At 62.8% G+C, this 24982-nt stretch carries 27 protein-coding genes and 1 tRNA gene; 14 read left to right on the forward strand and 14 right to left on the reverse strand.

What is annotated here, in order from left to right:
- Positions 1–2 precede the first annotated feature (2 nt).
- Positions 3–2831 carry a response regulator gene (locus CXY74_RS13785; protein ID WP_104200947.1) on the reverse strand — a complete coding sequence of 943 codons (2829 nt, stop codon included), beginning with the start codon at positions 2829–2831 and terminating at the stop codon, positions 3–5.
- A 521-nt stretch (positions 2832–3352) separates the two neighbouring features.
- Between CXY74_RS13785 and CXY74_RS13790 the strand changes: the two genes are divergently transcribed.
- Positions 3353–4114 (forward strand): ParA family protein, encoded by a 762-nt coding sequence (locus CXY74_RS13790; RefSeq protein WP_104200948.1) that lies wholly within the window; start codon positions 3353–3355, stop codon positions 4112–4114.
- A 25-nt stretch (positions 4115–4139) separates the two neighbouring features.
- Here the strand turns inward: CXY74_RS13790 and CXY74_RS18435 are convergent, their stop codons facing one another.
- Positions 4140–4358 carry a three-helix bundle dimerization domain-containing protein gene (locus tag CXY74_RS18435; RefSeq protein WP_104200949.1) on the reverse strand — a complete coding sequence of 73 codons (219 nt, stop codon included), beginning with the start codon at positions 4356–4358 and terminating at the stop codon, positions 4140–4142.
- A 284-nt stretch (positions 4359–4642) separates the two neighbouring features.
- On the reverse strand, positions 4643–5317 hold the full coding sequence (locus CXY74_RS13800) for a haloacid dehalogenase type II (RefSeq protein WP_104200950.1): 675 nt from the start codon (positions 5315–5317) through the stop codon (positions 4643–4645).
- 612 nt (positions 5318–5929) lie between these two features.
- On the opposite strand from CXY74_RS13800, the gene CXY74_RS13805 reads away from it, so the two are divergent.
- Genes CXY74_RS13805 through CXY74_RS13815 form a run of 3 tightly spaced genes read left to right on the forward strand, consistent with a single transcriptional unit; the run spans position 5930 to position 7251 of the window.
- Entirely contained in the window at positions 5930–6394 is a 465-nt protein-coding gene (locus CXY74_RS13805) for an SRPBCC domain-containing protein (RefSeq protein WP_104200951.1), read from the forward strand.
- Positions 6391–6753, forward strand: a complete 363-nt coding sequence (locus CXY74_RS13810) for a metalloregulator ArsR/SmtB family transcription factor (protein WP_104200952.1) — start codon at positions 6391–6393, stop codon at positions 6751–6753. The genes CXY74_RS13805 and CXY74_RS13810 overlap by 4 nt, the downstream gene beginning before the upstream one ends.
- A gap of 12 nt (positions 6754–6765) precedes the next feature.
- Positions 6766–7251, forward strand: a complete 486-nt coding sequence (locus CXY74_RS13815) for a hypothetical protein (RefSeq protein ID WP_104200953.1) — start codon at positions 6766–6768, stop codon at positions 7249–7251.
- Between the two features lie 91 nt (positions 7252–7342).
- Here CXY74_RS13815 and CXY74_RS13820 read toward each other — a convergent pair whose 3' ends face one another.
- The gene (locus tag CXY74_RS13820; protein ID WP_158252372.1) at positions 7343–7984 is read right to left on the reverse strand and encodes a maleylpyruvate isomerase family mycothiol-dependent enzyme; all 642 of its coding nucleotides are present in this window, start codon (positions 7982–7984) and stop codon (positions 7343–7345) included.
- 571 nt (positions 7985–8555) lie between these two features.
- On the opposite strand from CXY74_RS13820, the gene CXY74_RS18240 reads away from it, so the two are divergent.
- Entirely contained in the window at positions 8556–8681 is a 126-nt protein-coding gene (locus CXY74_RS18240) for a hypothetical protein (protein ID WP_255409543.1), read from the forward strand.
- Between the two features lies 1 nt (position 8682).
- A complete protein-coding gene (locus tag CXY74_RS13830) occupies positions 8683–9330 on the forward strand; it encodes a dihydrofolate reductase family protein (RefSeq protein WP_104200955.1) in 648 nt (215 codons plus the stop codon).
- Between the two features lie 389 nt (positions 9331–9719).
- Here CXY74_RS13830 and CXY74_RS17615 read toward each other — a convergent pair whose 3' ends face one another.
- Positions 9720–10058: a YciI family protein gene (locus CXY74_RS17615; protein ID WP_233193434.1), complete on the reverse strand. Its 339-nt coding sequence runs from the start codon at positions 10056–10058 to the stop codon at positions 9720–9722.
- A gap of 145 nt (positions 10059–10203) precedes the next feature.
- Here CXY74_RS17615 and CXY74_RS13845 point away from each other — a divergent pair, with 145 nt between their 5' ends.
- The 5 genes from CXY74_RS13845 (at position 10204) to CXY74_RS13860 (ending at position 12766) form a co-directional block, all read left to right on the forward strand.
- Positions 10204–10536 (forward strand): YciI family protein, encoded by a 333-nt coding sequence (locus tag CXY74_RS13845; RefSeq protein ID WP_104200957.1) that lies wholly within the window; start codon positions 10204–10206, stop codon positions 10534–10536.
- A 62-nt stretch (positions 10537–10598) separates the two neighbouring features.
- On the forward strand, positions 10599–11150 hold the full coding sequence (locus CXY74_RS13850; RefSeq protein ID WP_233193407.1) for a sigma-70 family RNA polymerase sigma factor: 552 nt from the start codon (positions 10599–10601) through the stop codon (positions 11148–11150).
- Entirely contained in the window at positions 11074–11244 is a 171-nt protein-coding gene (locus CXY74_RS18440) for a DUF6596 domain-containing protein (protein ID WP_370446155.1), read from the forward strand. The genes CXY74_RS13850 and CXY74_RS18440 overlap by 77 nt, the downstream gene beginning before the upstream one ends.
- A 172-nt stretch (positions 11245–11416) precedes the next feature.
- Positions 11417–12247 (forward strand): alpha/beta fold hydrolase, encoded by an 831-nt coding sequence (locus CXY74_RS13855; protein ID WP_104200958.1) that lies wholly within the window; start codon positions 11417–11419, stop codon positions 12245–12247.
- 228 nt (positions 12248–12475) lie between these two features.
- Positions 12476–12766 (forward strand): hypothetical protein, encoded by a 291-nt coding sequence (locus tag CXY74_RS13860; protein WP_146070146.1) that lies wholly within the window; start codon positions 12476–12478, stop codon positions 12764–12766.
- On the opposite strand, the gene CXY74_RS17350 is transcribed toward CXY74_RS13860, so the two are convergent.
- From CXY74_RS17350 to CXY74_RS13880, 4 genes are all read right to left on the reverse strand, one after another.
- Positions 12748–13161, reverse strand: a complete 414-nt coding sequence (locus tag CXY74_RS17350) for a hypothetical protein (protein ID WP_146070147.1) — start codon at positions 13159–13161, stop codon at positions 12748–12750. The two genes, CXY74_RS13860 and CXY74_RS17350, sit on opposite strands and share 19 nt — an antisense overlap.
- A 371-nt stretch (positions 13162–13532) precedes the next feature.
- A tRNA-Gln gene (locus CXY74_RS13870) sits at positions 13533–13604 on the reverse strand.
- A 103-nt stretch (positions 13605–13707) separates the two neighbouring features.
- Positions 13708–15231, reverse strand: a complete 1524-nt coding sequence (gltX, locus tag CXY74_RS13875) for a glutamate--tRNA ligase (RefSeq protein WP_104200961.1) — start codon at positions 15229–15231, stop codon at positions 13708–13710.
- Between the two features lie 88 nt (positions 15232–15319).
- On the reverse strand, positions 15320–16270 hold the full coding sequence (locus CXY74_RS13880; protein WP_104200962.1) for a LysR family transcriptional regulator: 951 nt from the start codon (positions 16268–16270) through the stop codon (positions 15320–15322).
- A gap of 82 nt (positions 16271–16352) precedes the next feature.
- On the opposite strand from CXY74_RS13880, the gene CXY74_RS13885 reads away from it, so the two are divergent.
- Positions 16353–17426 (forward strand): aminotransferase class V-fold PLP-dependent enzyme, encoded by a 1074-nt coding sequence (locus tag CXY74_RS13885; protein WP_233193408.1) that lies wholly within the window; start codon positions 16353–16355, stop codon positions 17424–17426.
- A gap of 129 nt (positions 17427–17555) precedes the next feature.
- On the opposite strand, the gene CXY74_RS13890 is transcribed toward CXY74_RS13885, so the two are convergent.
- The 3 genes from CXY74_RS13890 to CXY74_RS13900 are packed head-to-tail and all read right to left on the reverse strand — an operon-like array spanning position 17556 to position 20484.
- Complete coding sequence (locus CXY74_RS13890) at positions 17556–18284, reverse strand: fumarylacetoacetate hydrolase family protein (RefSeq protein WP_104200964.1); 729 nt, start codon at positions 18282–18284, stop codon at positions 17556–17558.
- Positions 18285–18313: 29 nt separating this feature from the next.
- Positions 18314–19417 carry a branched-chain amino acid aminotransferase gene (locus CXY74_RS13895; protein WP_199183239.1) on the reverse strand — a complete coding sequence of 368 codons (1104 nt, stop codon included), beginning with the start codon at positions 19415–19417 and terminating at the stop codon, positions 18314–18316.
- Entirely contained in the window at positions 19414–20484 is a 1071-nt protein-coding gene (locus CXY74_RS13900) for a 3-isopropylmalate dehydrogenase (RefSeq protein ID WP_104200965.1), read from the reverse strand. The genes CXY74_RS13895 and CXY74_RS13900 overlap by 4 nt, the downstream gene beginning before the upstream one ends.
- Positions 20485–20596: 112 nt before the next feature.
- Between CXY74_RS13900 and CXY74_RS13905 the strand changes: the two genes are divergently transcribed.
- Positions 20597–20848, forward strand: a complete 252-nt coding sequence (locus tag CXY74_RS13905) for a DUF6458 family protein (RefSeq protein WP_104200966.1) — start codon at positions 20597–20599, stop codon at positions 20846–20848.
- Here CXY74_RS13905 and CXY74_RS13910 read toward each other — a convergent pair whose 3' ends face one another.
- Positions 20849–22336 carry an MFS transporter gene (locus CXY74_RS13910; RefSeq protein ID WP_233193435.1) on the reverse strand — a complete coding sequence of 496 codons (1488 nt, stop codon included), beginning with the start codon at positions 22334–22336 and terminating at the stop codon, positions 20849–20851.
- A 335-nt stretch (positions 22337–22671) separates the two neighbouring features.
- Between CXY74_RS13910 and CXY74_RS18245 the strand changes: the two genes are divergently transcribed.
- Positions 22672–23238, forward strand: a complete 567-nt coding sequence (locus tag CXY74_RS18245; RefSeq protein WP_104200967.1) for a TetR/AcrR family transcriptional regulator — start codon at positions 22672–22674, stop codon at positions 23236–23238.
- Between the two features lie 110 nt (positions 23239–23348).
- On the opposite strand, the gene serA is transcribed toward CXY74_RS18245, so the two are convergent.
- Positions 23349–24941: a phosphoglycerate dehydrogenase gene (serA, locus tag CXY74_RS13920; RefSeq protein WP_104200968.1), complete on the reverse strand. Its 1593-nt coding sequence runs from the start codon at positions 24939–24941 to the stop codon at positions 23349–23351.
- Between the last annotated feature and the right edge of the window lie 41 nt (positions 24942–24982).

The raw sequence follows: 24982 nt of genomic DNA on the forward strand, positions 1-24982 counted from the left end.
CGCTACCTACCTGCCGGATCGTCGCGAAGTTCGCCCGACTGCAAAGCGCGCTTGACCTCGGCAATGAAGGACGTTCGGTTGAAGTTCTCCGTACCGAGCACGCGCACCGGCTGGCTCGGATCGCTGTCGACCGCCGCTGATTCGCGCTTGGTGAGTGGCTTGCCAGACACGATCAACACGGGGATATGTTCGGTTCTCTCATCGTTCTGCAACGCCAACACAACCTCGTAGCCGCTGAATCCTTCCATCATGAGATTGAGCAACACCAGGTCAGGATGCAAACGTTGCGCCATCTCGATGGCCGCCTCTTTTGTGAACGCGCGCTCGACTACATAATCCGGGCGGGTCAAAAAGCGTGCGATCACGTCAACAGTTTCGGGATCATCGTCGGCAACCAGAACGCATCGGGTGCGCCGGGCGTCAGGGCTGAGGCCGAGCGCGTGCAACGACTGCTGCAGCGCATGTCGGCCGATCGGCTTCTCCAGTACGGCGGCCGCGCCGTGCGTCAAGGCCAGGCTCACATCGGTGTCGCCCGCAATGATCACAATCGGAACGGCGGCAAGATCCGAGAACTCGTGCAGGCGAATCAAAAAACCCCAACCGTCCATTCCCGGCAGACGGATGTCGAGGGTTACGAGACTCAGACGCTGTTTCGGGGCAAGGTTCAACCCTTCTTCACCGCTGCGCGCGATGATGACCCGAAACCCTTCAGCCTCCAACAAAAGCCGAAGAACTTCGGCTCCTTTGGCGTCGTCCTCAATAACGAGAACGACGTGCTTGTCGGTGTGCTCGTCACCCGCGGGCACTTGCTGAAGGCTCTCGCCCACATCGGAGCGGGTCTCTGTCGGCGTATCTGGGGATTCGACCGCAGAGTCGCTTGTGAGCCGCCCCGTGGACGCAACCTCGTCGTTCTCGTTTTCGCCGTTTTCACCGTTGAGGGCCTCTTCCGGCGCCGCTCCCATGAATCCGCCGACAGCGGGCAACCTGTGGTTTCCCCCCGCACCTGCCGCCCTCCCGGGGTCGCGGTGTGCCGAGGCTATGGACTGGACGTCCGGGCCGGGAGCCGGCTCCAACGTTTCCGGCATTCCGTTGGAACTCGATTTTTTTTGCTTCCTGCCAGGCCAAGCTGGCGCTTGGTCATCGGTTGCGCCCAGGGGAAGCCAAATGGCAAAACTAGATCCCTCACCGGTCTCGCTGGCAACAGCAACGGTACCTCCCTGCAACTCCACCATCTGCTTGACCGTGGCGAGACCAAGTCCGGTCCCTTCGAACTTGCGCGCCAAAGTGCCGTCGATCTGACTGAAAGCGAGAAAGAGCTTGGACAGATTGTCACGTGAGATGCCCATGCCCGTATCGTCGACGCGAATTTCTAGAAAATCATCGACGTCACTCTTGGGAAGCGGAAAATCATGTACCGGTCGGGTCCCGGTAATTTTACCCGCTGCACTGCGCGGCACTCTTCTCGCTGTGAGTGTGACCGCACCAAGGTCAGGCGTGAACTTGACGGCATTGGACAACAGGTTGTAGACGATTTGCTTGGTTTTGCGTCGGTCAAGCAGTGGCATCCCTAGATCCTCCGCCCCGTCGAATACCAGGTGCAGTCCATGAGCCAGGGCGTCTTCTCGCACGATCAACAAGCTTTGCTTCAGCAGCAACTGCAGATCGACCGATTCCAGCTCGATGTCCATCATGCCCGCCTCGACTTTGGACAAGTCGAGGATGTCATTGATCAGCGACAGAAGGTGGTGCCCGCTGGAATAAATGTCTCCGATGTACTCGCGCTGCGTTGCGCTGATCTCCCCGATGAGTCCGTCCTTGAGAGCCTCCGAAAAGCCGATGATGGCGTTCAAGGGAGTGCGCAGTTCGTGAGACATCGTTGCCAGGAACTCCGTTTTCATGCGGCTGGCGTGTTCCAACTCGATGTTTGTCTTCTGGAGTGCCCGTTCGAAGCGCTTGCGCTCGGTCACATCACGGGCCGATGCAAAAACACCCTGCACCACTCGATCTCGATCGTAAAACGTCGCGGCGTTGTACGACACATCAGTCTCATCGCCATCTATGGAGCACACCGTCAGTTCGTAATCACTCACCTTGCTCTCGGTCAGAGCATGTTGGATAGCCTTGTCCGCCCGGACCGGATCGGTGAAGAAATTGCGGCACGGGGCGCCTATGAGCTCGTCCCTGGTGCGCCCAGTGAGCTTGATCATCTGCTGGTTCACGTCAGAGATAACCCCCCTGGTGTCGGTCATCATAAGCGCATCGATATTCGATTCGATGAGCGATCGGGTGTAGAACTGTTGGTCGCGCAGTCGCTGGTCAAGGAGAGATTGGGCCATCGATGCCTGATTGCGCGCTGTGTTGTCGGTGCTGATCAAGAGATATCCGATAATCTCCGCGTTGCCGTCACATAACGCCGTGACCGACACCGTGGTCGGAAAGCGACTGCCATCCTTCCGAATCGTTGTCAGCTCATAGATATCTTCGATTCGCCGACTTGCCTTGTAAACCAAGGCTTCAAAGCCGGGTTGAATTGTGGTGTCGAATTCGACGCTCAACTGCGCAGCACGAGCGATGATTTCGTCTGGGTCGTGCATGTCTCCCGGCACACCCTTGTTGATTACGTCTTCGGGCGTGTAACCGATCATGCGTTGCGCGCCCACGCTAAAAATTTGTATGAACCCTTTGGCGTCGGTAGCGACGCACGCAAAATTAGCGCTGTTGAAGATGGCATGCTGCAAGCTCACCGTCTGTTCCAGCATGTTCTTGTCGGCGACATCCTTTTGCGCACTCGAATACTCGTCGCTGGTCAGAGTCGGCTCTTCAGCGCTCATTCCGTCGTGACTTGACGTCCAGGAGTCGTCCTCACCGCGGGGTTTTGTCATGCCGGTCACACCCTCCGTGATCTATCGCTCCGCCAGATGCGATTAGTGCAGTCAAGCAGCTTGCAGTTCGGTCTAGCGACACGCGGTCGACGCGGTCGCCGAGCCTGATTGTCGGGAGCCACCCGGGAATTCGCCTGACTTCAATCTATATCATGAGACACCCTCATATGCCCCTGTTTGGGGGGTGGTCGCGAATACCCGCCCCGGGTACAAAAGGTCGGGTTCGGCGCGAGCCGAACCCGACCTTCGACTGCCCTGCTGCCCGGTAAGTAGATCGAGGTCACGACGACCTCGCCGTCAACGACGACGGCTTCAGCGCTGATCGTGGGGTCGGGCGCTGTAACGAGGGTGTAAACCACGGTGGAGTAGTACGAAGAGATGTATCCATGTTCGGGCAGTCGTCAGATGCGGCACGGTGTCGAGTCTGCGCTGTCTCACGACGCTGCGAGGTTGACTCCTATGATGGGGTCATGAAGACGGTCGCGGTGTACAGCACCAAGGGTGGGGTCGGCAAGACAACGACTGCGGTCAATCTCGCCTGGGAGGCGTCCCACGAGTGCCGGGTGCTGCTGTGGGACCTGGACCCGCAGGGCGCTGCGACGTATCTCCTCAACGTCAAAGGAAAGGTCAAAGGCGGCGTGGATTCTCTCATTCGGGGCAAAAGCCACGTGGATGCTGTCATCCGGCCGACCGCGTACAAAAACCTCGATGTGCTCCCGGCGGATGACACCTACCGAAATCTGGACCTGTTCCTTGACTCAGCGAAAAAGTCGACGCAGCGTATCGCCAAGGTACTGGAGTCGGTCTCGAACCAATACGATGTCGTGATCCTCGATTGCCCGCCCGGGGCGTCCCTCGTGGCGGAAAACGCACTCCACGCGGCCGATCTTGCCGTGGTCCCCCTTGTACCGTCGCCGCTTTCGCTTCGTTCACTGGCCCAGGTCAACGAGATCATCGCGGCATCGGACCGGCCGCCCAAAGTGTTCGCATTTCTTTCGATGGTGGACCGCCGCAAGCTTGTGCACCGCTCTACCGCAGAGGTGTTGCCGCGCGAACACCCGGAGGTGATCGACCTCGTCGTTCCCGCGACCGTCGTGATCGAACGGATGGGCACCGAACGCGCTCCGATCGGAACATACGCACCGAGCACTGAGGCCGCGCAGGTATTCGCTCAGCTCTGGGGGTACGTTCGTGCCTCGTCGAAAATCAAGGTGAGCTCGCGACGTGGCTAAAACGTTGCGCTAGAGCGAGTCGACGCTATACCACTCGTGGAGGTGTGTTCCGCTCCGCGCGCAGCTGCGACCGGGCTGCGTGTTCGACCCGCACCGGGATGAAGTCCCGGATGGGTTTGTCAGAGAGGGAAGCGTGGCACGCCGTCACGACCGCTTGCACCCGATCCGGTGGTAGATCCGCGTACCTGACCTCAAGCCGGCGAACCATATTGTCGACCGCATTCTTTTCCTGCTTTGAGTCCATGGTTCATTGTGCCTACATTCCGTGCTGTTCGTAACCAGATTCTCCACCCTGGTTTGAGTGCGATCACGACGTCGAGGGTGCGTACGACGACGACTTTTTCTACCCGACCGGGGCAGGGCACGCCCCGGAGGTGAAAAAAATCACGGCGTAACTGACCCGTCCTCGATCGATGTGCGCCGTGTGTACATCCACGTCGATACCCTGCTCTCCCGCTCGGTGAGGCTGCGGAGGCTGTGCGTCGTCGTGTCCAGACACAGTCAGAGTCGCCCACCGAGCGCAGAATCCTAAGCCTGAAGGCGCTCGGCGAGCTCGCTGAGATTTGGAACGGTGTAATCCGGTGTCGCAAAGTAGTTCGGATAGGGTGCATCGGTTCGGTTCAGCCAGGCGGTGCGCAGGCCCGCCTGAGCTGCCCCGTGGATGTCCCAGGGGTGCACCGCGACCAGGAGCATGTCGGCCGGTCGAACTCCGAGAACCTCCGCCGCGTACCGGTAGGCGGAACCGACTGGTTTCCATTGCGGGGCATCCTCGACAGTGAGAAGCGCCTCGAAGTCAGTGCGAATCGCCGCCGTGGTCAGCATGTTCTGGGCCAGCTGCGCGGACCCGTTGGAGAGGGTTGCGAGGCGACATCCGGCATCCTTGAGCGCCCGCACGCCGTCTGCGACGTCCGGGTGCAGCTTCAATGCCCCGAGGCCTTCCAGGACGTGGTTTATTGCCTCGTCGATGGTGCTGGTCAGGGCAACGTCGCGGAACAGAGTTCGCAGGATCTCCGCGCCCGCCACGGAAAATTTCACGCTGCCCCCAGACGCGGCCAGGGCGAACCCATCCCGCAGCACGGATGCGAACCAAATGCGGGCCAGGTACCCCGGCGCACCGACCTCTACGAAGCGATCCTCCATCGGAGACATGTCGGAGAGGGTTTCATTGACATCAAAAACTATCACCGGCATGGCTGCATTCATGGTGGACTCCTCAAGGTTGATCAATGTACCAGCTGCTGTGAACCGACTAGTCCTGTTTCGGCCCCAGCACGACGACGGACGAGCGTTGTGTTGTGTTCGCGATCTTACCGAACGCTCCCAGTCCGCAGTCACGGACACGATGATGAACACTGTGCGTTCAACCATTTCACGGTGCTCCAGTTTGCGCAAAGCCTCGTTGCGGATGCACGTCGGGCGCGATTGTTGCGGGATGGACCGGGTCGCCTACTCGTGGGATATCCCAGACGGTCCGATCGAACCCGAGATCAGGCTTGGCTCCATTCAGATCACACGTCGTTGCTACGCTCGTGGTTTTCCAGTGCCGCTGCACGGTCGACTGTTAACGCCGACCCCGAGAAACCGCCCCGATCATCGGGCACTATATCGGGCCGGGGCAAACGCGACACTCAGCATCGTTGACAGCGACGAAGTCCGTAACGGCGCGGGAATGCCCGTGGAAGGTTCCTCTTTCGGGCGCTCGCGTGGCCGATAACGTCCGGCATTTCCGCTCACTCAAGCAACCTTCGGTTGCGTGTAGCGGGTGCGCGGGGTTATGGTGACGTGCAACCAAACATTGCAGAAGGTCGGACGAAAATGGAGTACGGACGCATCGAACGCGAGTTCCGCATCGACGCCTCGCCCGAGGTGGTTTACAAAGTCATCAGCAGTCCCGCGCACATCCGGGAATGGTGGCATGCTGAGGCGCTCCTGGAGCCTGTCCCAGGTGCTGTCGGTGAACTTGTTTGGGGAGACAAAGCCAAAGCTGAGGTGGAGGTCGTTTCCATCACCGTGGTTGGTGCTGAACAGCCTCGTTTGTTTTCCTTCCGTTGGGTTTATCCCCTCGGTGACGTCGCGACCCCTGCTAACTCGTTACTGGTGACCTTCGAACTCGTGCCGTCTGGCACTGGCACCGTGGTTCGTCTTACCGAGGTGGGATTCCGCGAAATGGGTTGGGAGGCTGCCGTTCTTGAGAAACAATACAAGGAGCACTCCGTCGGCTGGACTATGCACTTGGCCAGCCTTCGCGACTATCTCGGGCAACTGGTTGCCGCCCAATGACTGCGGTAATCGACGATGACCTGTGGTCTGCGATCGGCGACCCGACCCGGCGGCGCATGCTCGACATGCTCTTGGCTGCTGGCGGTGGCACGGCAACCAGCCTCAGCCACGAACTTCCCGTGACGCGTCAGGCCGTTGCCAAGCACCTTGGGGTACTGCACCGTGTTGGCTTGGTGCATGCCGCGCCCATCGGACGGGAGATGTGCTACCGATTGGACGATGCACAGTTCGCTCGCGCGGTAGCGCAGCTCTCCACCGTCGGGGCATCGTGGGACGCACGGTTACAGCGGATCACCCAGATCGCCGAAGCAATCCAGCGTCGCCAAGACGCTGATCCCGGCCGACAAAACAAGACGTAGAGGAAGAACCTCATGATCACAACAGCCCTTCGAAGCGCCTATGAAAAGTTGTTCGAAACGGCATCCATTCCAGATCTCGGCGAAGATCGTGACGGGGGTTGGAACGCCGATCAGATATTGGCTCATCTCCTCAGTGTGGATGCCGCCATCGCGGCGGTTGCGCTCGGAGTCGTTTCGGGCTCGCGTCCCAGCTTCGACAACCGGATCTCTCTCGATTCCTGGAACCTGGACCGGATCATCGCCGCTCACTCAGGTAGATCCGACTTGCTAGACCATGTTCGAAATCAAGCCACGATACTGTGCGACATCGCCGATCAACTCAGCGACCAAATTTCCTCCGCGCTGGTCCCGGCGCTCCTGCTGTCTAACGACGCGCTCATATCAGACCAGCCCATCCCCCTTGCAAGCCTCATCGACGGGCTCGCTGAGGACCACGTTCCCGTACACACTCAACAGCTCCTCGACCTTCGCGTCGCCGTGCGCGAGCACATCTCATAGCGGCACTCTCGGCCGGAGTCGACACAAGTCAGGCGCCAGCTAATTTCGCGAACAAAAATTTGTGCAGGATTTCCGATTCGCTCGATGTGCATCAGCGTCCGCTCACCCTTCCCAAGCGGGACCGGAACTCGTCTGCACCGGCGCCCGCCAAGTCAGCCGCGGCCGCACGACGGCGGTTGAGTGCGCTGAGAAGAGTAGTGACATCGCCACTGACTTCGGGTCCTCCACCCAGCGACCAGTCGGTATCGGTGGCTTGGAAGCGCAGTCCACGCAGGAGATCGTCACCGACCGAGTGCCTGCCGCTCGTCAGATCATTGAGCACCATCCAGCCCGCTTCAGGAGAAATCCGATTAGCAAGGCCGAGCGGCCGACGAACGTCTCCGGAGTGAATGGCCAGGTGTGCCAGTGGGGCGAGTTCTCCCGCGCCGGGGACCGCGAAGCCGGCAACACTGGTCTTCGTGATCAAGCGCGTCAGCTCGGCGCCAGTTCGTCGGTCAGTTCTGGCCCAGCGATAAGCGAACTTGTCGAAGTTGAAGCGCGCTTGCGCGAGACCGACAATGAAGCTGCCAAATCCTAGCTCGTAGGGCATGAGCAGGTGCGCACACAAGTCGCGCACTGTCCACCCTCGGCACAGGCTCGGCGTCTGCCAGGCTGCGTTATCGAGACCGGCGAGATCCTCCGCGAATCGGTCGCGCTCAGCGGCGTACAGCGCCTCTACGTCTGTCGTTGTCACGGCTAATTGGCCTCCGAAACGGGTGGTCATCAAGAGGTCACCTGTCGGGGGTTCCCTTGCAAGCATTTGCCGCAATAAGACTACCGATTTCAACTATTCGATTTTGTCGCGGCGACCAGCAAACTCCTTTGGACACGTGCGGGTGTTGCGCCCAGTGACTCCCTGAAAGCCCCATTCCACGCTCTTCATACAGGACGGCAGCAAGGGTCGACGTCGACGTGGATGATTTGTGCAGGCAAGTATGGAAAATGACCCTGGTGCTAAACGATCACTTCCGGAGAAGCTTCAAATGCGAGACACGTTCCTGCCGTGAGCCGGTTGACGAATCCCTGCCCTTCAAAAATAATTAGGTATGTGCCTAAGTATCACGACGAGCTCGATGCCGTGCTCCGCGCTCTCGCGGATCCGACGCGCCGGGCCGTCGTGGAACGGTTGGCGAAGTCCCCCCAGCAGTCGTGTCCAAACTCGCGGCATCGTTCTCGATGGCGTTTCCGTCGCTCATGCAGCACCTGTGTGTCCTCGAGAACGCGGGACTGGTCACGTCACAGAAGCATATGGGCGCGTCCGCACCGTGAGCCTGCGACCGGGCGCCCTCGCCGTCCTACACCTGTGGCTCGGCGAGCAACGAACCCCCGCCGAACACCAAGCCGACCGGCTCGGCATCCACATGACCCGTACCACTCCGAAGGAAACCTGACGTGACCCGCGTTCGCATCGATCTGTTCATCTCGCTGGACGGCTGTACCTCGACGACCGACCACGCCCCCGAAAATCCGATGGGTGAGGACTGGGGACGCCTCACTGCGGCCTACGCCGCGACCCGTACGTTCCACGAGCGCGTCTTCGACGACACCAGCGGCAACGGCACGACCGGCATCGACGACTCCTACGCCGCCGCGTTCTTCGAGGGCGTCGGCGCCGAGATCATGGGCGCGACCATGTTCGGCCTGCACTCGTTTCCCGATGATCCGGACTGGAAGGGCTGGTGGGGTGGCCAGCCGCCGTTCGGCACGCCGGTCTACGTCCTCACCCACACAGCACCGCGTCCGTCGATCCCGATGGAGGGCGGAACAACATTCCACTTCCGCAACGCCGCAATCGAGGACGTGCTCGCGGAGGCGACCGAGGCTGCCGGCGGCCTGGACGTGCGCGTCGGCGGTGGAGTCGGCACCGCGCGCGACTTCCTGCGCGCCGGCGTGGTCGATCACTTGCATCTCATGGTCGCCCCGATCCTCCTTGGCCGGGGCACTCGACTGTGGGACGACCTGCCCAGCCTCGACCTCACCCACGAGGTGACAACGGAAGTGGCCGAGAGTGGCACGATCCACGTTAACTTCGCACGATAGGGACGGCGTCTTCTTCGACCAGTTCTGGGCCGATGGGCCGGGCCGAAAGGAAGGCACCCGGGGCCTGCTCGAGGCTCTGGGCAACTACCTCGCGTGACGCACTTCCCGGGTTCCGCGCCCTTCACCCTTGGTTTCATCGACAAGGTTCCTCATGACATTTCATTCGACGACCTAACGAGCTGTCCCCGATCGCAAGGACCGCTACAGCGCGCGTGGGACCTGATGAAAGCTCTTAATAGATTGCTTTATACACGGAGGCTTCCCACTTCCAGATGAGAAATCAAAGGGTCTCTCCACAGGCGATGACCATCACCTCCGCCGACATGTTCGCCAACGTCCGCACGCTGGCCGGCTGATTTGATGACTTCCTACTGAACGATTTCAAGTCGCTACAGCGGCGGCAAAGCGAAGGCGCGCACTTCGACCGCCGCGTAGCGGGCTTCAACGAAACGTGCAGCAATCTCGATCGCGCGATCTTCGCTTGCGACGTCGACGATGTAGTACCCGCCCACCCATTCGGTGGTTTCCGCGAATGGTCCATCGGTTATAGAAAGACCGCCGTTAGTGCGAACTACTTTCGCGCCGGGGACTGCCAGCTCGTGCGTGTCGATCAACTCGCCGGTGGTGGAGAGCTCGCCGATAACGGCGCCGTGGGCGGCTTCGAACTCAGCGAGGGCTTCGCTTCGGATCGCAAGGTCGCTGGCTGCACTCGTGTGGATCAAAATCATGTACTTCAAGAAGAACTCCTTCCGTGATGTATTTCTTACTTCGACGTATAGCGAAAGACTATGAGGACACCGCGTTTTGACGCGCTGTCCTGAGGTGCTCATCCCGTACGTCGAATTCACACAACGACAAGCAAAGGACCAACTTATGGAATACATGCTATTCATCTGCACAGACTCGACGGCGCCGACGACCGAACCACCTGTCCACACCATCGAAGAATGGGTAGCCGAAACCACTGATGGGGGCACCAGACGCCACGGCGACCGTCTGCGCCCGGCGAACGATGCGACCACGGTAAAACTGCGTGGTGGACGGCTCAGCGTCACTGCTGGGCCGTTCGCTGAAACGACGGAGTGGATCGCTGGATACGACGTGATCGAGTGCGGCGACCTCGACGCGGCGATTGAGATCGCAGCGAGGCATCCAATGGCCCAGTTCGGTCAGATCGAGATCAGGCCGATGTGGCCGATCGAGTAGCGGATGCTATCGTTCGTGCCTCTTCTGAGGAAACTGCGCGCATCATCTCCACTGTGATTCGAATGACCGGCGACTTCGCCCTTGCCGAGGATTGTGCACAGGATGCGCTTGTGAGGGCGCTTTCTGACTGGCGCAAAGGTGGCATTCCGCACAATCCTGACGCGTGGCTGACCACGGTGGCCAAGAGGCGGGCGATCGACCTGCTTCGGCATGCTGGCGCCGAAGACCGCGCGCTTCGGCGGGTTGCCGTCGAAGCAGACGAACCGGTCGAGCCCGATCCGGACATTAAAGCAGATATCGACGATCGTCTCCGTCTCATTTTCACCTGCTGCCACCCCGCACTTCCGATCGATGCCCGCGTTGCCCTGACGCTGCGAACGGTAGCGGGTCTCACTCCCGCACAGATCGCGCGTGCCTTTCTCGTGACCGAACCGGCGATGGATAAAAGACTCGTGCGTGCCAGGGCAAAGATCAGGCACGCCGGTATCCCTTACCGTGTGCCACCGCCCGGCCTCATGCCGGAACGGTGTGCTGGCGGTGCTGTACTTGTTGTTCACCGAGGGGTACTCCGCTACCGGCGGGGAGGATCTCATCCGAATTTCTCTCCTTCGTGAAGCAATCCGGCTCACCCGGCTGCTCGTTGAGCTGATGCAGTGGCCAGGTCCCAAGGACCAGAAGCCGGCCTACGCCTTATCGACGCGCTCGTGACCTTTCGGGGTATGGAGGACTATTACCTACTCCCGGCGACACGCGCCGACCTACTGCGCAGGATGGGTCGAGGGACCGAAGCCGCTACCGAATACGAGAAAGCACTTCAACTGGCCCCATCAGAGGCCGATAAACGTTACCTGGGCAAACGCCTGGCAGAAACGGGACGCTGATGCATATCACCCTGACCGACGGGCGAACACTGGACGTTCACGACAGCACCAACGGAGTTCACGCTCCCCTAACCGTTGTCTGGCACCACGGCTCGCCGCAAACCGGAGCAGCCCTCGAACCGCACCTGCGAGCCGCGGCGCTGCGCGGCATCCGCTGGATCTCATACGCACGACCAAGCTACGGAGACTCGTCAGCTCAACCCGGTCGCACCGTCACAAACGCCGCAGCCGACGTCGAGCAGCTCATCAATGCCATGGGCATCGACCAGATCGCGGTCATGGGCGCTTCCGGGGGCGGGCCACACGCCCTCGCTTGCGCAGCGATTCTGGGTGGCAGGGTGCGGGCTGTAGCAACGTTCGCGAGTCTCGCGCCCTTCACGACAGACTTCAACTGGTTCGCCGGAATGGCAGGCGGTGGGCTGTCTTTGCGTGCGGCGCAACACGGAAAGGATGCCCGCGTAATCTTCGAACGAACCTCCAACTTCGATGAAGACAGTTTCAATTCGCGAGACTACGCCGCGTTGAAATCGGAGTGGACATCGCTCAACGCAGACGCAAGGGCTGCGACAGCAGCTGGCCCCGAGGGGCTCATCGCTGACGATCTTGCCTTCGTGAAACCATGGGGCGTTGATCTGTCAGGCGTCCGGATACCCGTATTCCTCGCACACGGTGGCGATGACCGCATCGTCCCCCTCTCCCACTCCCAGTGGCTCCTCGAGCACCTCCCCAACGCCGAACTCTGGACCCGGCCACGAGACGGCCATGTTTCAATTCTGAACGCAAGCACTTTGGCCATGGACTGGTTGCGGCAACGGGCCGAAATGCACTGAGGTGCCCCCTTGCGCCCCCGTACACGCGCGGGACTGACCGGCGCATACGAGTGCGCGGATAAGACCGGTGCAGGAAGTTATGGCATCGCCAACGACGCCAGCATCCTCGGGTAAGTCGACGCTGACCCCATCATTCTGTGCATCCTTACTCGAATCAACAACCAGCATGCGGAAGGTAACAACGAAGTGATAGCCGAGAAACCGCGACTCACACGCACTATCCAATTCGTGCTCGCGTGGGCGGTCGGAGTAATCGGAACCATCACCACAGCCATTTCCGTGATCCCTGCGGTGGCCGTCATCGCCTCAGTGAGTGGCGTATCTTCCCTTGGATTCGCCGCTCCCCTACTGGTCGTGTCCGTGATGTATCTCTCCGTTCCCATCCTCATCGCGTTGGCCATCGCGAATACCGGCCACCGATGGTGGCTCTGGCTGACCATTGCAATAGCGGTCATCGTCTTGCTCCTCGTCGCCCGCTTCGCAGTGGGTTCGCTCGGTGTCTATTGGATTTCGTTTTGAGTCGCGGAGAGCCGTATGCCGAGGGACGTAGTCGCTAGCGCGCACCTCGACGGCGCGGATGTACCGGCGTCGTGGGCGGTGCTTATCTTCGCCCATCCGGCCCGGCGAATCAGTCCCTTGGCTTCGGTGGTCGTCTCGGGAGAAGGTTTGGACATTGCGCCGGTCGGCGACTCATACGGGTACAGGTCGCCCATCACGACGATCCGGGTGCCCGTGGCGGATGCGACGGCGATAGCCGCATCGAAGAGGGGCGGCCATTGTGCGGCCCAGTCAGTGTATGGCGGATTCGTGCAGACAAAGATGGTCGAGTCATCCGTTGCAGCTTGCGCACAGGTGGCCGGATCACAGGCATCCAGTACCAGGGTGGTAGCGCCTGAGTGGGTCGCGATGGTCACCGCGCACCGCGAGGCGTTTGTCGAGCGGACGGCTGATCAGGCCCGCTCCAACAACGAAGTGCTTGTTCATGGGTCCATTCGCTTCGTCGTCCCTGGCTTCACCTTGGGAGATTCGTCTATAAAATCCGATCGGATTGGCGGCGAGACTTTCGCGCACGTCGCCCAGGCGCTTGCGGACCTCTGGCGACAAATCACGCATCCCGTAGTGGGTTCGGCGGCACTACTGGCCCTGTTTTGGGTCGGCGGTAACAGCTGCCGCCAAAATAATTCTGGGAATCATTTTTGGCACCCAAAGTGGCACTTTGGGCCGTGAACGTTGTGTCTGGAAACAAGAAATGCCCCTGGTTTCCGCGGAAACTCAGGGGCTAAAGCTGGGGTACCTGGACTCGAACCAAGAACAAATGAACCAGAATCATCCGTGTTGCCAATTACACCATACCCCAATGCCTAATCCGAAGACCGGGCCGAGTATTAGCCTAGCCCACTCGGGCTGGTGTGGCCAAACCGGGTTATCCCCCGGCGAGTCGAAGCCTCACCAGCCCAGCATCAGGCCGTTGTCGTCACAGTGAGGGCCCGATCAAGGCGGCCGAGGGTTTCCGCCTGACCGAGAATTTCCATCGACTCAAACAGCGGCGGCGAGATCTTACGGCCCGATAGCGCGACGCGCAGCGGTCCGAAGGCCACGCGCGGCTTGAGGCCCAGCCCCTCGATAAGAGTTTCGGCGAGCAGTTCATGCACCCGATCGGTGGTCCATTCCGCTGAAGGAATACTTTCGAGGGCGGTGCGAGACGCGCCGAGAATGTCGGCGGCGTTCTGCGGGAGCGAGGCGAGGGCATCCGCTTCGAGGATCAGGTCGGCGCCGGTCACAAACAGAAAACCGAGCATGGCTGGCGCTTCGCCGAGAAGTGCGATGCGCTCCTGAATAAGGGGCGCTCCCTGGGCAAGCAGGGCCAGGTCTGCTTCGGTCGGGGTCTGACCGAGCACTCCGGCAGTCACCAGGTACGGCACTAGCCGGGCGGCGAAGTCTGACGCCTCGAGCTGGCGAATGTGGTCGCCGTTGATCGACTCAGCTTTCTTCAAGTCGAAGCGGGCCGGGTTGGGGTTGACGTTCACGACATCGAACGCGGCCGTGAACTCATCGATCGAGAACACATCGCGGTCGTGGGTGAGTGACCAGCCAAGAAGCGCGAGGTAGTTGAGCAGTCCTTCGGGAATGAACCCGTGGTCGCGGTGCAGAAACAGGTTCGCTTCGGCATCGCGTTTGGAGAGCTTCTTGTTCTTGTCTCCCATGACGTAGGGCAGGTGGCCGAAACGGGGCACGAAGGTGGTCACGCCAATGTCGATGAGCGCATGGTAAAGCGCGATCTGACGCGGCGTCGACGAGAGCAGGTCTTCGCCGCGCAGCACGTGGGTGACGCCCATGAGCGCGTCATCGACCGGGTTCACGAAGGGGTAGAGCGGATGCCCGTTGGGGCGCACCACAACAAAGTCGCTGAATGAGCCGGCCGGGAACGTGATCTCGCCGCGCACGAGGTCGTCAAAGGAGAGCTCGGTGTCTGGCACGCGCAGGCGCAGCGCCGGGGACCGACCCTCGGCACGATAGGCGGCCTTCTGCTCCGAGGTCAAGTCACGCTCGAAGTTGTCGTAGCCCATTTTCGGGTCGCGGCCGAGGTCGCGGTTACGCGCCTCGATCTCTTCGCCGGTGACGAAGCTCTCGTAGATATGACCGCTGGTTTTGAGCTGCTCGATGACTCCGCGGTAGATGTCGTAGCGCTCGCTTTGACGATACGGCGCCTGGGGCCCACCGACATCGACGCCTTCGTCCCAGTCCAGCTTGAGCCAGCGCATGGCCTCGACGAGCTGCAGAAAGCTCTCTTCACTGTCGCGGGCAGCGTCGGTGTCTTCGATGCGGAAGATCATTTTTCCGCCGGTGTGCCGCGCGTAGGCCCAGTTGAACATGGCGGTGCGCACCAGACCCACGTGGGGCGTTCCGGTTGGCGAGGGGCAGAACCGCACGCGAACGTCGGTTCCGGTTGCGGTAGAAAACGGGTGTGCAGTGGTGTCAGACATTACTCATGATTCTAGTTGCGCGAGCCCTGCTGCCTCACGTCGAGCCCACGCCCGAGAAATCGGCCCAGTTTCTTGAGCGGGCCTGCGTTCATAAGGTAGGCCCGGGCGATGCAATGGCAACGAGGGCGTGCAGCGCGGCAGCCAGGGCAGGCACGCCTTCGGCGCCGGCCGCCGTCACGGCGTGCAGGGTGCGATGGTCACGCCCGGTCGTGGCCCGAATCGAAACACCCGAGCGCCGTCCGACGGACTCGATCGCGAGGGCCGGAAGCAATGCCACGCCGATACCGGCCTCGACCAGACCGAACACGGCGGCGACATTATCGGTTTCATAGGAGATGCGCGGGGCGAATCCGCGGCGATCGCAGAGGTCGAGCAGGTGGCCGCGACAGCGCGGGCAGCCGGCCACCCAGTTCTCGTCGGCGAGGGCGCGCAGATCAACCGGTGCGACGCCGTCGCCGAGCGGATGCCCGACCGGCAGCACGAGCATCATCTCGTCCCGTTGCATGGTCGCCACTCGCAGCCCCTGCGCACTCTCCCGGTGCGGATCCACCCGATCCCCCGGGTAACTGAACGTGATGGCCAGGTCTGCCCGGTTGTCGCGCACGGCGGCGACAGCTTCGGGCGGTTCGGCCTCCAGATAGGTGATGCTGATCTGGGAGTACCGTTCCTTCATCTGCGCGAGCAGGCTCGGCACGAGGGTAGCGGATGCCGACGGGAACGCCACGAGCCGCACCAGTCCGGCGCGCAGACCCTGCAACTCGGCGATCTCCCCCTCTGCTGCATCGAGCGCGGTCGCCACGGTCAGGGCGTGCCGTGAAAGCACAAGGCCAGCCTCAGTAAGCCGAACGCCACGTCCGACTCGCTCGATCACGGCGAGCCCGAGTCGCTGCTCGAGCCGTTTGAGGTGCTGGCTCACGGCCGGCTGGCTGTAGCCGAGGGCGGCCGCTGCGGCAGTGATGGACCCACTCTCGTGCACTGCACGCACGACGCGCAGGGAGTGGGCGTCAAGGTCTGGGCTCTGCCCGGGCAGATGAATCATGGACTAAATCATAACTTTAAATTATGACTTACATCGGATACTGGCTGTTGTCCTATGAATCCCCCCTCGGCACACTGGAACCATGACCCCCGCACCAAAACAAATGAGCACCGTCAGCCTCGCCGACGCCCGCACCCGGTATACCTCCGGCCGCGGCTACCTGGCCGCCTGCACCCTCGGACTACCGACGCACGCCACGATCGCCGCGATGCGCGCCGACACCGACACCTGGGCCCGCGGTGAGGCCAGCGCCTCGCGTTACGTCGAGGTCGTCGAGCGCGTGCGCGCCGGCTACGCCGACCTCGTCGACGTCACGCTCGACCGCGTGGCAATCGGCTCACAGACCTCGGTCATGGCCGGGGTGATCGCCGCAAGCATCCCCGACGGCGGCGAAGTCGTGCTGCCGATTGGCGACTTCAGCTCGATGGTGTTTCCTTTTCTGGCCCAGGCGCATCGCGACGTGACCGTGCGGCAGGTGCAACTGGCCGACCTGGCCGCGAACCTGACCGCGAAGACCTGGATCGTGGCGTTTTCGCTCGTGCAGTCCGCCACAGGAACCGTGGCCGACAGCGTCGCCATCCGGGCCGCAGCGCAGGCCACGGGAACCTTCACCCTCTGCGACACGACCCAGGCGACTGGGTGGATGCCGGTCGACGCCGCGGCATTTGACGCGACAATCTGCCACAGCTACAAATGGCTCGGTGCACCGCGCGGCGTAGCCTTCTTCACGGTCTCCGAAGCCTTCGCGGCGCAACTGCACCCCATCAACGCCGGTTGGTACGCCGGAGACGACCCGTGGGCATCCTGTTATGGGCCGGCAATGACGCTCGCCCCAGGCGCCCGCCGCTTCGACGTGTCGCCGGCCTGGCCGGCCTGGGCCGGTGCCGAGCCCGCCATCGATCTGTTCCGCAGCCTCGACCTGGCCGAGGTGCGCGCCCATAACGTGGCCCTGGGCAATGCCCTCTGTGACGGTTTGGGGGTGCCCCGGCTCGATCAGGCCATCATCAGCTGGCCGGATGCCGATGGCCGCGACCTCGCGCGCCTGACCGATGCGGGCCTCACCGCTTCGGGTCGGGCCGGTCGCGCCCGCGTCGCCTTTCACCTCTTCAATGACGAAGAGGATGTGGCACTGGCCCTAGCCGCCCTGCGCCCGTGACACCCTGACCCCGTGACCCCCTGGACGGGGCCCGGGCCCCGTCCAGGGGCCCAGTTTATAAACTGGGCCCCTGGCCATAAGGTGGGCCCGGGAACGGGGCAGGCAGGTACCGGAGCCGAGCGCCAAGCGTCAGGCCGGGCGCACCACGGGGTTCACGAGCGCTCCGATGCCAGCGATCGACATCGTGACCGTGTCGCCGTCGACGACAGCCGCCGGCGTGTCGAGCGGTCCGGCCAGAATCACGTCGCCGGGCAGCAGCGTGAACACGCTCGAGGCGAATGCCACGAGCGCAGAAACGGTCTCCTCGGTGGTCCGATCGTCGTCGCCGAGGTCGACCGCCTGAAACTCCTCATCATTGATCAATCCGCGCAGCGGTGTGGCTGCCTCGTCGAACTCCGTCTCAATGATCGGTCCGAGCGGGAGGAACGTGTCGAAAGCCCCGGCGCGGGTGGCCGACGCCTCTGCAAGGTCAGCCGCGGTGACGACCGTCGCTACGGTGTAGCCGAAAACGCGGCCGGGGGCATCCGCCACTGAGACGTTCTTGGCGATCTTGCCGATCATGATGGCGAGCTGGCCGTCGACCTCAACCCGATCGGAGGCGGCGGGCAGCACGATAGCGTCGCCGGGGCCGACGACAGCGGTGTTCGGCCGCAGCACGAACGCCTCAGAAGACACCACCGCGACGATCTTCGAGCGCGGAATCACCGGCGCGAGCAGCTTCACGTCGGCCAAGGCCACCCGGTCGCCGGTCGTGTCGAATCCGGCGAACATCGGGTCGCTTGTGAGCACGACCAGTTCGTCGTCGTCAACGATACCGAACGCGATGGCGCCCTGGTAGCTGTAGCGTGCGATCTTCACGTGTCTCGTTTCCGCTCAAAAGGTTCAGTTTAGTCGAGGCGGGTGAGCCAGCCGTGACGGTCAGGCACGCGCCCATACTGAATGTCGGTGAGTTCCTGGCGCAGCGACAGGGTGACCTCGCCAGCCGGGGCATCCGCTTCGCCGATCGTGAAGTCCTTGCCTTTGAGCTGGCCGATCGGGGTGACGACGGCGGCGGTTCCACAGGCGAAAACCTCGGTGATGGCACCGGATGCGACGCCGTCGCGCCATTCCGCCAGCGTCACCTCGCGCTCTTCCACGGTCATACCGCGGTCGCGGGCCAGCTGCATGATGCTGTCGCGGGTGACGCCCTCGAGAATGGATCCGGTCAGGCGAGGCGTGATAATCGTGTCAGTGCCGTGCACGAAGAACACGTTCATGCCGCCGAGTTCATCGACGTTCGTCCCGGTCTCACCGTCGAGAAAGAGCACCTGGGCGCAGCCATTCTCGTACGCCTCCATCTGGGGCAGCAGCGACGCGGCATAGTTGCCGCCGCACTTGGCGGCGCCGGTACCGCCGCGACCGGCGCGGGAGTACTCGGTCGACAGCCAGATCTTCACCGGGGCCACGCCATCGGCGAAGTAGGCACCGGCCGGGCTCGCGATCACGTAAAAACTTACCTTGTGGGCGGCGCGCACCCCGAGAAAGCTCTCGTTGGCGATCATGAACGGGCGCAGGTACAGGCTGGTCTCGGGCGCGGACGGCACCCAGTCGCCGTCGATCGCGATCATCTGCCTGACCGACTCGATGAAGTCCGGCGTCGAGAGTTCGGGCAGCGCGAGCCGCTGCGCCGAGCGTTGCAGCCGCTCGGCGTTCTTCTCGGGCCGGAAGGTCCAGATCGAGTTGTCGGCGTGGCGGTAGGCCTTGAGGCCCTCGAAGATCTCCTGGCCGTAGTGCAGCACCGACGAGGCAGGATCGAGCATCAACGGTCCATAGGGTGTGACGCGGGCGTCGTGCCAGCCGGCCTCGATCGACCAATCGATGGTGACCATGTGGTCGGTGAAGTGTTTGCCGAAGCCCGGATCGGCAAGTACCTCTTCGCGTTCGGCCTCGGCGCGTGCGTTCGTCGACGACGTGAGGGCGAAACTCATGGGAAGGATTGTGGTCTTGCTCATTTAAGTACCTTGTCTGTCAAGAGGGTCACGATGGCATCTCCCACCTCAGCGGTGCTGCGTCGCTCCAGCGTGTTGCGCCGCCATAGGTCGTCGGCCACCGCCTCGTTCACGCGAGCCGCGGCATCCGGTAGACCAAGGTGGTCGAGCAGAAGCGCTACCGACAGGATGGCTGCGGTCGGGTCGGCGAGTTGTTGGCCGGCGATATCGGGAGCCGAACCGTGGACCGGCTCGAACATGCTGGGAAAGCGGCCCGTCGGGTTGATATTGCCGGAGGCCGCCAGGCCGATGCCGCCGCTGATTGCCGCTGCCAGGTCGGTGAGAATGTCGCCAAAGAGGTTGTCGGTGACGAGTACATCAAATCTACTCGGATTCGTGACGAAGAAGATCGTCGCCGCGTCGACGTGCAGATAATCGACCGCAACGCGGGGGTACTCGACGGCCACCTCGTTCACGATGCGCTGCCATAGGCTGCCGGCGAAGACGAGCACGTTGGTCTTGTGCACGAGGGTGAGGCGTTTGCGCTCGCGGCTCTCGGCCACTTCGAAGGCGTACCGCACGACGCGTTCGACCCCGTAGGCGGTGTTCACGGAGACCTCGTTGGCGACCTCCTGGGCTGTGCCGCGGCGGATCGCTCCGCCGTTGCCGACATAGGGGCCCTCGGTGCCCTCGCGCACAACGACGAAGTCGACCACGCCGGGGGCGGCGAGCGGGCTCGCGACGCCGGGGTAGATCGTGCAGGGCCGCAGGTTGACGTAGTGGTCGAGGGCAAAGCGCAGGCCGAGCAGCAGTCCGCGCTCGATATTGGCGTTTTTCAGGCGCGGGTCACCGGGAACGCCGCCGACCGCGCCGAGAAGAATAGCGTCGTGCTCCTGGATGGACGCGAGGTCGGCGTCGGTGAGCACATCACCGGTTTCGAGGAACCGCGCTGCGCCCAGGTGGAACATGCTCGTGTCAATCGTGACGTCGTCGCGGGCGGTGACAGCGCCGAGCACCTTGACGGCCTCGGCGACAACTTCCGGCCCAATCCCGTCTCCAGGAATGACAGCGAGTTTGATAGTACGAGACATGCGGCTCCGAACCGGTCAACGATCACCTGAATTGCTTCTAGTCAAACCTTACCTTTCTCGCCGAAGTGCCTAGGCTGGAGCGAAGCGCACTACCAACTGAAAGTGGGCAATCATGAGTATCGGACTAGGAATTTTTCTGCTGGTCGTCGGCGCCATACTGGTGTGGGCTCTCGACCTGACCGTCACCGGAATCGACCTGCAGCTTGTCGGCTACATTTTGCTCGCGGCCGGCGCGCTCGTGACCATCCTCGGCATCGTGCTGATGACGCGTCGCCGCAACAGCGTGAGCACCACCCGAACCATCGCCGACCCGGCGAACGGCGAGCAGGTCACACGCCGCGAGAACTCGATCGACGACCTGTAGCTAGCGTGCCCTGCGCAGCGCGACAAGCGCGACGACGGCCGCACCGAGCACGAGCGCAACACCGATCCAGGCGGTGAGGCCGACACCACTGTCGAAAGCGTGCCGAGCTGAATCGAGCAGCTGCTGCGCCACCCCGGCGGGTAGCTGCCCGGCCACGGCCACGGCTCCGCCAAGCGTTTCGCCGGCGGCAACCCGTTCAGCCGCACTCAGGCCTTCGGGCAGCAGCACTGCCGCGCGATACGACACGGTCAGAATGGTGCCGAGCACCGCTGTGCCGAGCACCGCTCCCAGCTCGTAGGCGGTTTCGGACACGGCGGATGCCGCCCCCGCCTTATCGGCCGGCGCCGTTGCCACGATCAGCTCGTTCGACACGGTCTCGGCCGCTCCGATTCCGATTCCGAGCAGCACGAAGGCCACGCCGATGGAGAAGGCATCAATCTGCCCGGCACGCAACGCGATCGACGCGAACCCGGCGACCGACACCAGCAGTGCCACCGGCACTACTCGCGACGGGCGTACCCGGCGGGCGATCGGCACGATCAGCAGTCCAGCCACGATCATCGCGGCCAAGCCGGGCACGAGCACAAGGCCGGCCGAGAGCGGTGAGAGTCCGAGCACGAGTTGCAGGTGCTGCGAGATGAAGAACAGGCAGCCGACGAGCGCTGTGACGCTGAGCAGGTTGACGCCGACGGCGCCGCTGAACGCGCCACGCCGAAACAGGCCCATGTCGAGCATGGGGTTCGGCAGGCGCAGCTGGCGACGCACGAACCACACGCCGAGCGCCAGTCCGAGCGCAATCGGAGCGAACGTGAACCAGGTCGCCCCGTGCTCGGCGATGGTTTTGATGCCGTAGACGATCGGCAGCATGGTGCCAAGCGACAGGGTGATGCTGAGAAAATCGATGCGCCCGGGGTTCGGGTCGCGCGATTCGGTCACCAGGATCGGTGCCAGCACGAACAGCGGTAGCAGCACGGGAACGGCGATCAAGAACACTGAGCCCCAAGCGAAGTGCTCGAGCAGGATGCCACCGATGACCGGACCGAGCGCGCTGCCGGCCGCGAAGCCTGTAGCCCAGATGGCGATGGCGAGGCGGCGTTGGTCACGGTCCACAAAGGTGGTTCGCAGCAGGGACAGGGTTGAAGGCATGAGCATCGCGCCGAAGAATCCGAGCGCTGCCCGGGCAATGATCAGGCCTTCGATGCTCGGAGCGAACGCCGCGAACACCGAGACCACGCCAAACCCGGCGGAGCCGATGAGCAGCAAGCGACGTCGCCCGATGCGGTCGCCCAGGCTCCCCATGGCCACGAGCAGCCCGGCGAGCACGAGCGGGTAGATATCGACCATCCAGAGCAGCTGTACACCGGTCGGCAGCGTGGCCGTGGAGATCGCCGGCAACGCAAAATTAAGCACGGTGTTGTCGATCGACACGAGCAGCACCGGCAACATCAGCACGGCCAGCGCCCACCAGCGGCGACGGTCGTGCCGCACGGGCAGAGCGGATGCCGCTCCCCCGTGGGCCCCGGCGCTGGCTGTAAGAGCTGCGTCATCGGCGTCACGGGCTTGGGACACGCTGGCCTCAACAGTGCTGGCCTTAGTAGCGCTGCCCTCAACAGCACGAGTCTCGGCGACGCGGGCCTCGGTGGGCAGCACTGTGGGATTGGTGGGACCAGCGGGGGCAGACACGATCTCTTTCACTTTCTGGGTACTTTTTTCGACCGTTATCGGCGGAACATCACCTTTGACTGTACCGGCTAGACGGTATAGTTGTCTAGTCCGTTACTTGTGTCCAACCGACAGTCTGCGTGTTCCTTACCATGGCCCCTATGTCGAAAAATGCCCCCGCGCCGTCCGTTTCCACGCGGGATCGACTGCTCGACGCCTTTGAAGAGCTACTGGTCGAGGGCGGCGAACGCTCCGCCACACTCGACTCTGTGGCGGCGGCAGCCGCGGTGTCCAAGGGTGGCTTGCTCTATCACTTCGCCTCGAAGGACGCCCTCGTCGACGGCCTGTTGGCCCGCCTCGACGCGCTCGCGCGCGAGGACGCCGATAATATCCGCACCGCCCCGGCCGGACCCGTCGACTACCTCATTCGCACCTCGATGCACACCGGCAGTGCGCTTGACCGCGCGTACATCGCCGGTTCCCGGCTCGCCCAAGGCCGGGATCCCCGGGCCATGCAGGTGCTCAGCGAGATTCGTCGACGTTGGCTCTCGGTCATTGAAGACGCCGTACATGATCCGGATACAGCCCAGGCGATCATGCTGATCAGCGACGGACTCTACGTCAACTCGTCGCTCGCCGCGTACGAACTCACACCACCGAGCCCCACCGACGAATCCATGACACGGCTGATCAACCTAATCGGCCGGCTACTGCCGCACGCCACGTAGTCATCCAGGCCGGATACCTCCGAGCCGAACCTCGGGACAGAAAATGGGCGCCCACCGGGCAGGCGCCCACTCGTATCCGTTCTACCGCCCCCATTTACAGGCGAAGGGCGCTATTCGGTGAGGTCGATCTCCACCATGATCTCGGCGTCGATCGCCGTTCGCACCGCGGTAAGCAGCCCGGCCGGAACCTCGGAGTCGACGGTCAGTACGCTCAGCGCCTTGCCGCCGGCCACGTGGCGGGCGATCTGCATGCCCGCGATGTTGATGTTGGCCTCGCCGAATTCGCGTCCGTAGACAGCGACGATTCCGGGGCGGTCGGCGTAGAGCATCACAATGAGGTTCTTGGCGAACGGAACCTCAACGTCGTAGCCGTTGATTTCGACGATCTTCTCGATCTGCTTGGTGCCGGTGAGGGTGCCAGAGACGGAGACCTGCGAACCGTCGGCGAGGGCGCCGCGCAGGGTGATGACGTTGCGGTACTCGGGCGATTCGGCGTCGGTGAGCAGGCGCACGGTGACACCGCGCTGCTCGGCCAACAGCGGCGCGTTGACGTAGGACACGGTTTCACTGACCACGTTGGTGAAGATGCCCTTGAGTGCGGCGAGTTTGAGCACGCTGACGTCGTATTCGACGAGTTCACCACGCACCTCGATGTCCACGCTGGTGAGCGGGCTGTGCGCGGCCAGGCCGGAGAATACCTGGCCGAGCTTTTCAACCAGAGGGATGCCGGGGCGCACGTAGGGATCGATGACACCGCCGGCCACGTTGACCGCGTCGGGCACGAGCTCGCCAGAAAGCGCGAGGCGCACGGACTTGGCAACGGAGACGCCCGCCTTCTCCTGGGCTTCGTCGGTCGAGGCACCGAGGTGCGGGGTGGTGATGATGTTGTCGAGTCCGAGCAACGGGGAGCCGGTGGGCGGTTCGCTGACGAACACGTCGAGGCCGGCGCCGGCGATAGTGCCGGCGAGGAGGGCCTCGTGGAGCGCCTCTTCGTCAATGAGTCCGCCGCGGGCGACATTTACGACGAACGCGGTCGGCTTCATCAGCTTGAGCTGGGCTGCACCGATCATGCCGGTAGTCTCGGGGGTCTTCGGCATGTGAATAGTGACGAAGTCGGACTGCGCGAGCAGTTCGTCGAGGGTGACCGGGGTCACGCCGAGCTGCTGTGCGCGCGCCGACGTGATGTAGGGGTCGTATGCGATGACGTTGGTGCCGAACGCCTGCAGGCGGGCGGTGATGAGCGCGCCGATCCGGCCGAGGCCGATAATGCCGATGGTCTTTTCGTAGAGCTCGACACCGGTGTACTTGGAGCGCTTCCACTGCCCGTCGGCGAGGGCGCCGGAGGCGGCCGGAATGTGACGGGCCAGGCTCAGGATGTGCCCAACGGTCAGCTCGGCGGCCGAGATGATGTTGGAAGTGGGGGCGTTGACGACCATGACTCCGGCCGCGGTGGCGGCCTTGATGTCGACGTTGTCGAGGCCGACGCCCGCACGGGCGATGACCTTCAACAGCGGCGCGGCCTTGATGGCTTCGGCATCCATTTTGGTGGCGGACCGCACCAAGACGGCCTGCGCCGTGGCGAGCTCAGCGAACAGGGCGGAGCGATCCGTGCCGTCGACGTGGTGAATGTCAAAGTCGGGCCCGAGGGCATCGACGGTGGCGGGGGAAAGTTCTTCGGCGATCAGGACGACGGGCTTCGACACTAAAATCGGATCCTTAGATTGCATTTGTCGGTGGCGCGACA

The organism is Cryobacterium sp. Y29 (assembly GCF_002929825.1).
Classification (GTDB): domain Bacteria; phylum Actinomycetota; class Actinomycetes; order Actinomycetales; family Microbacteriaceae; genus Cryobacterium.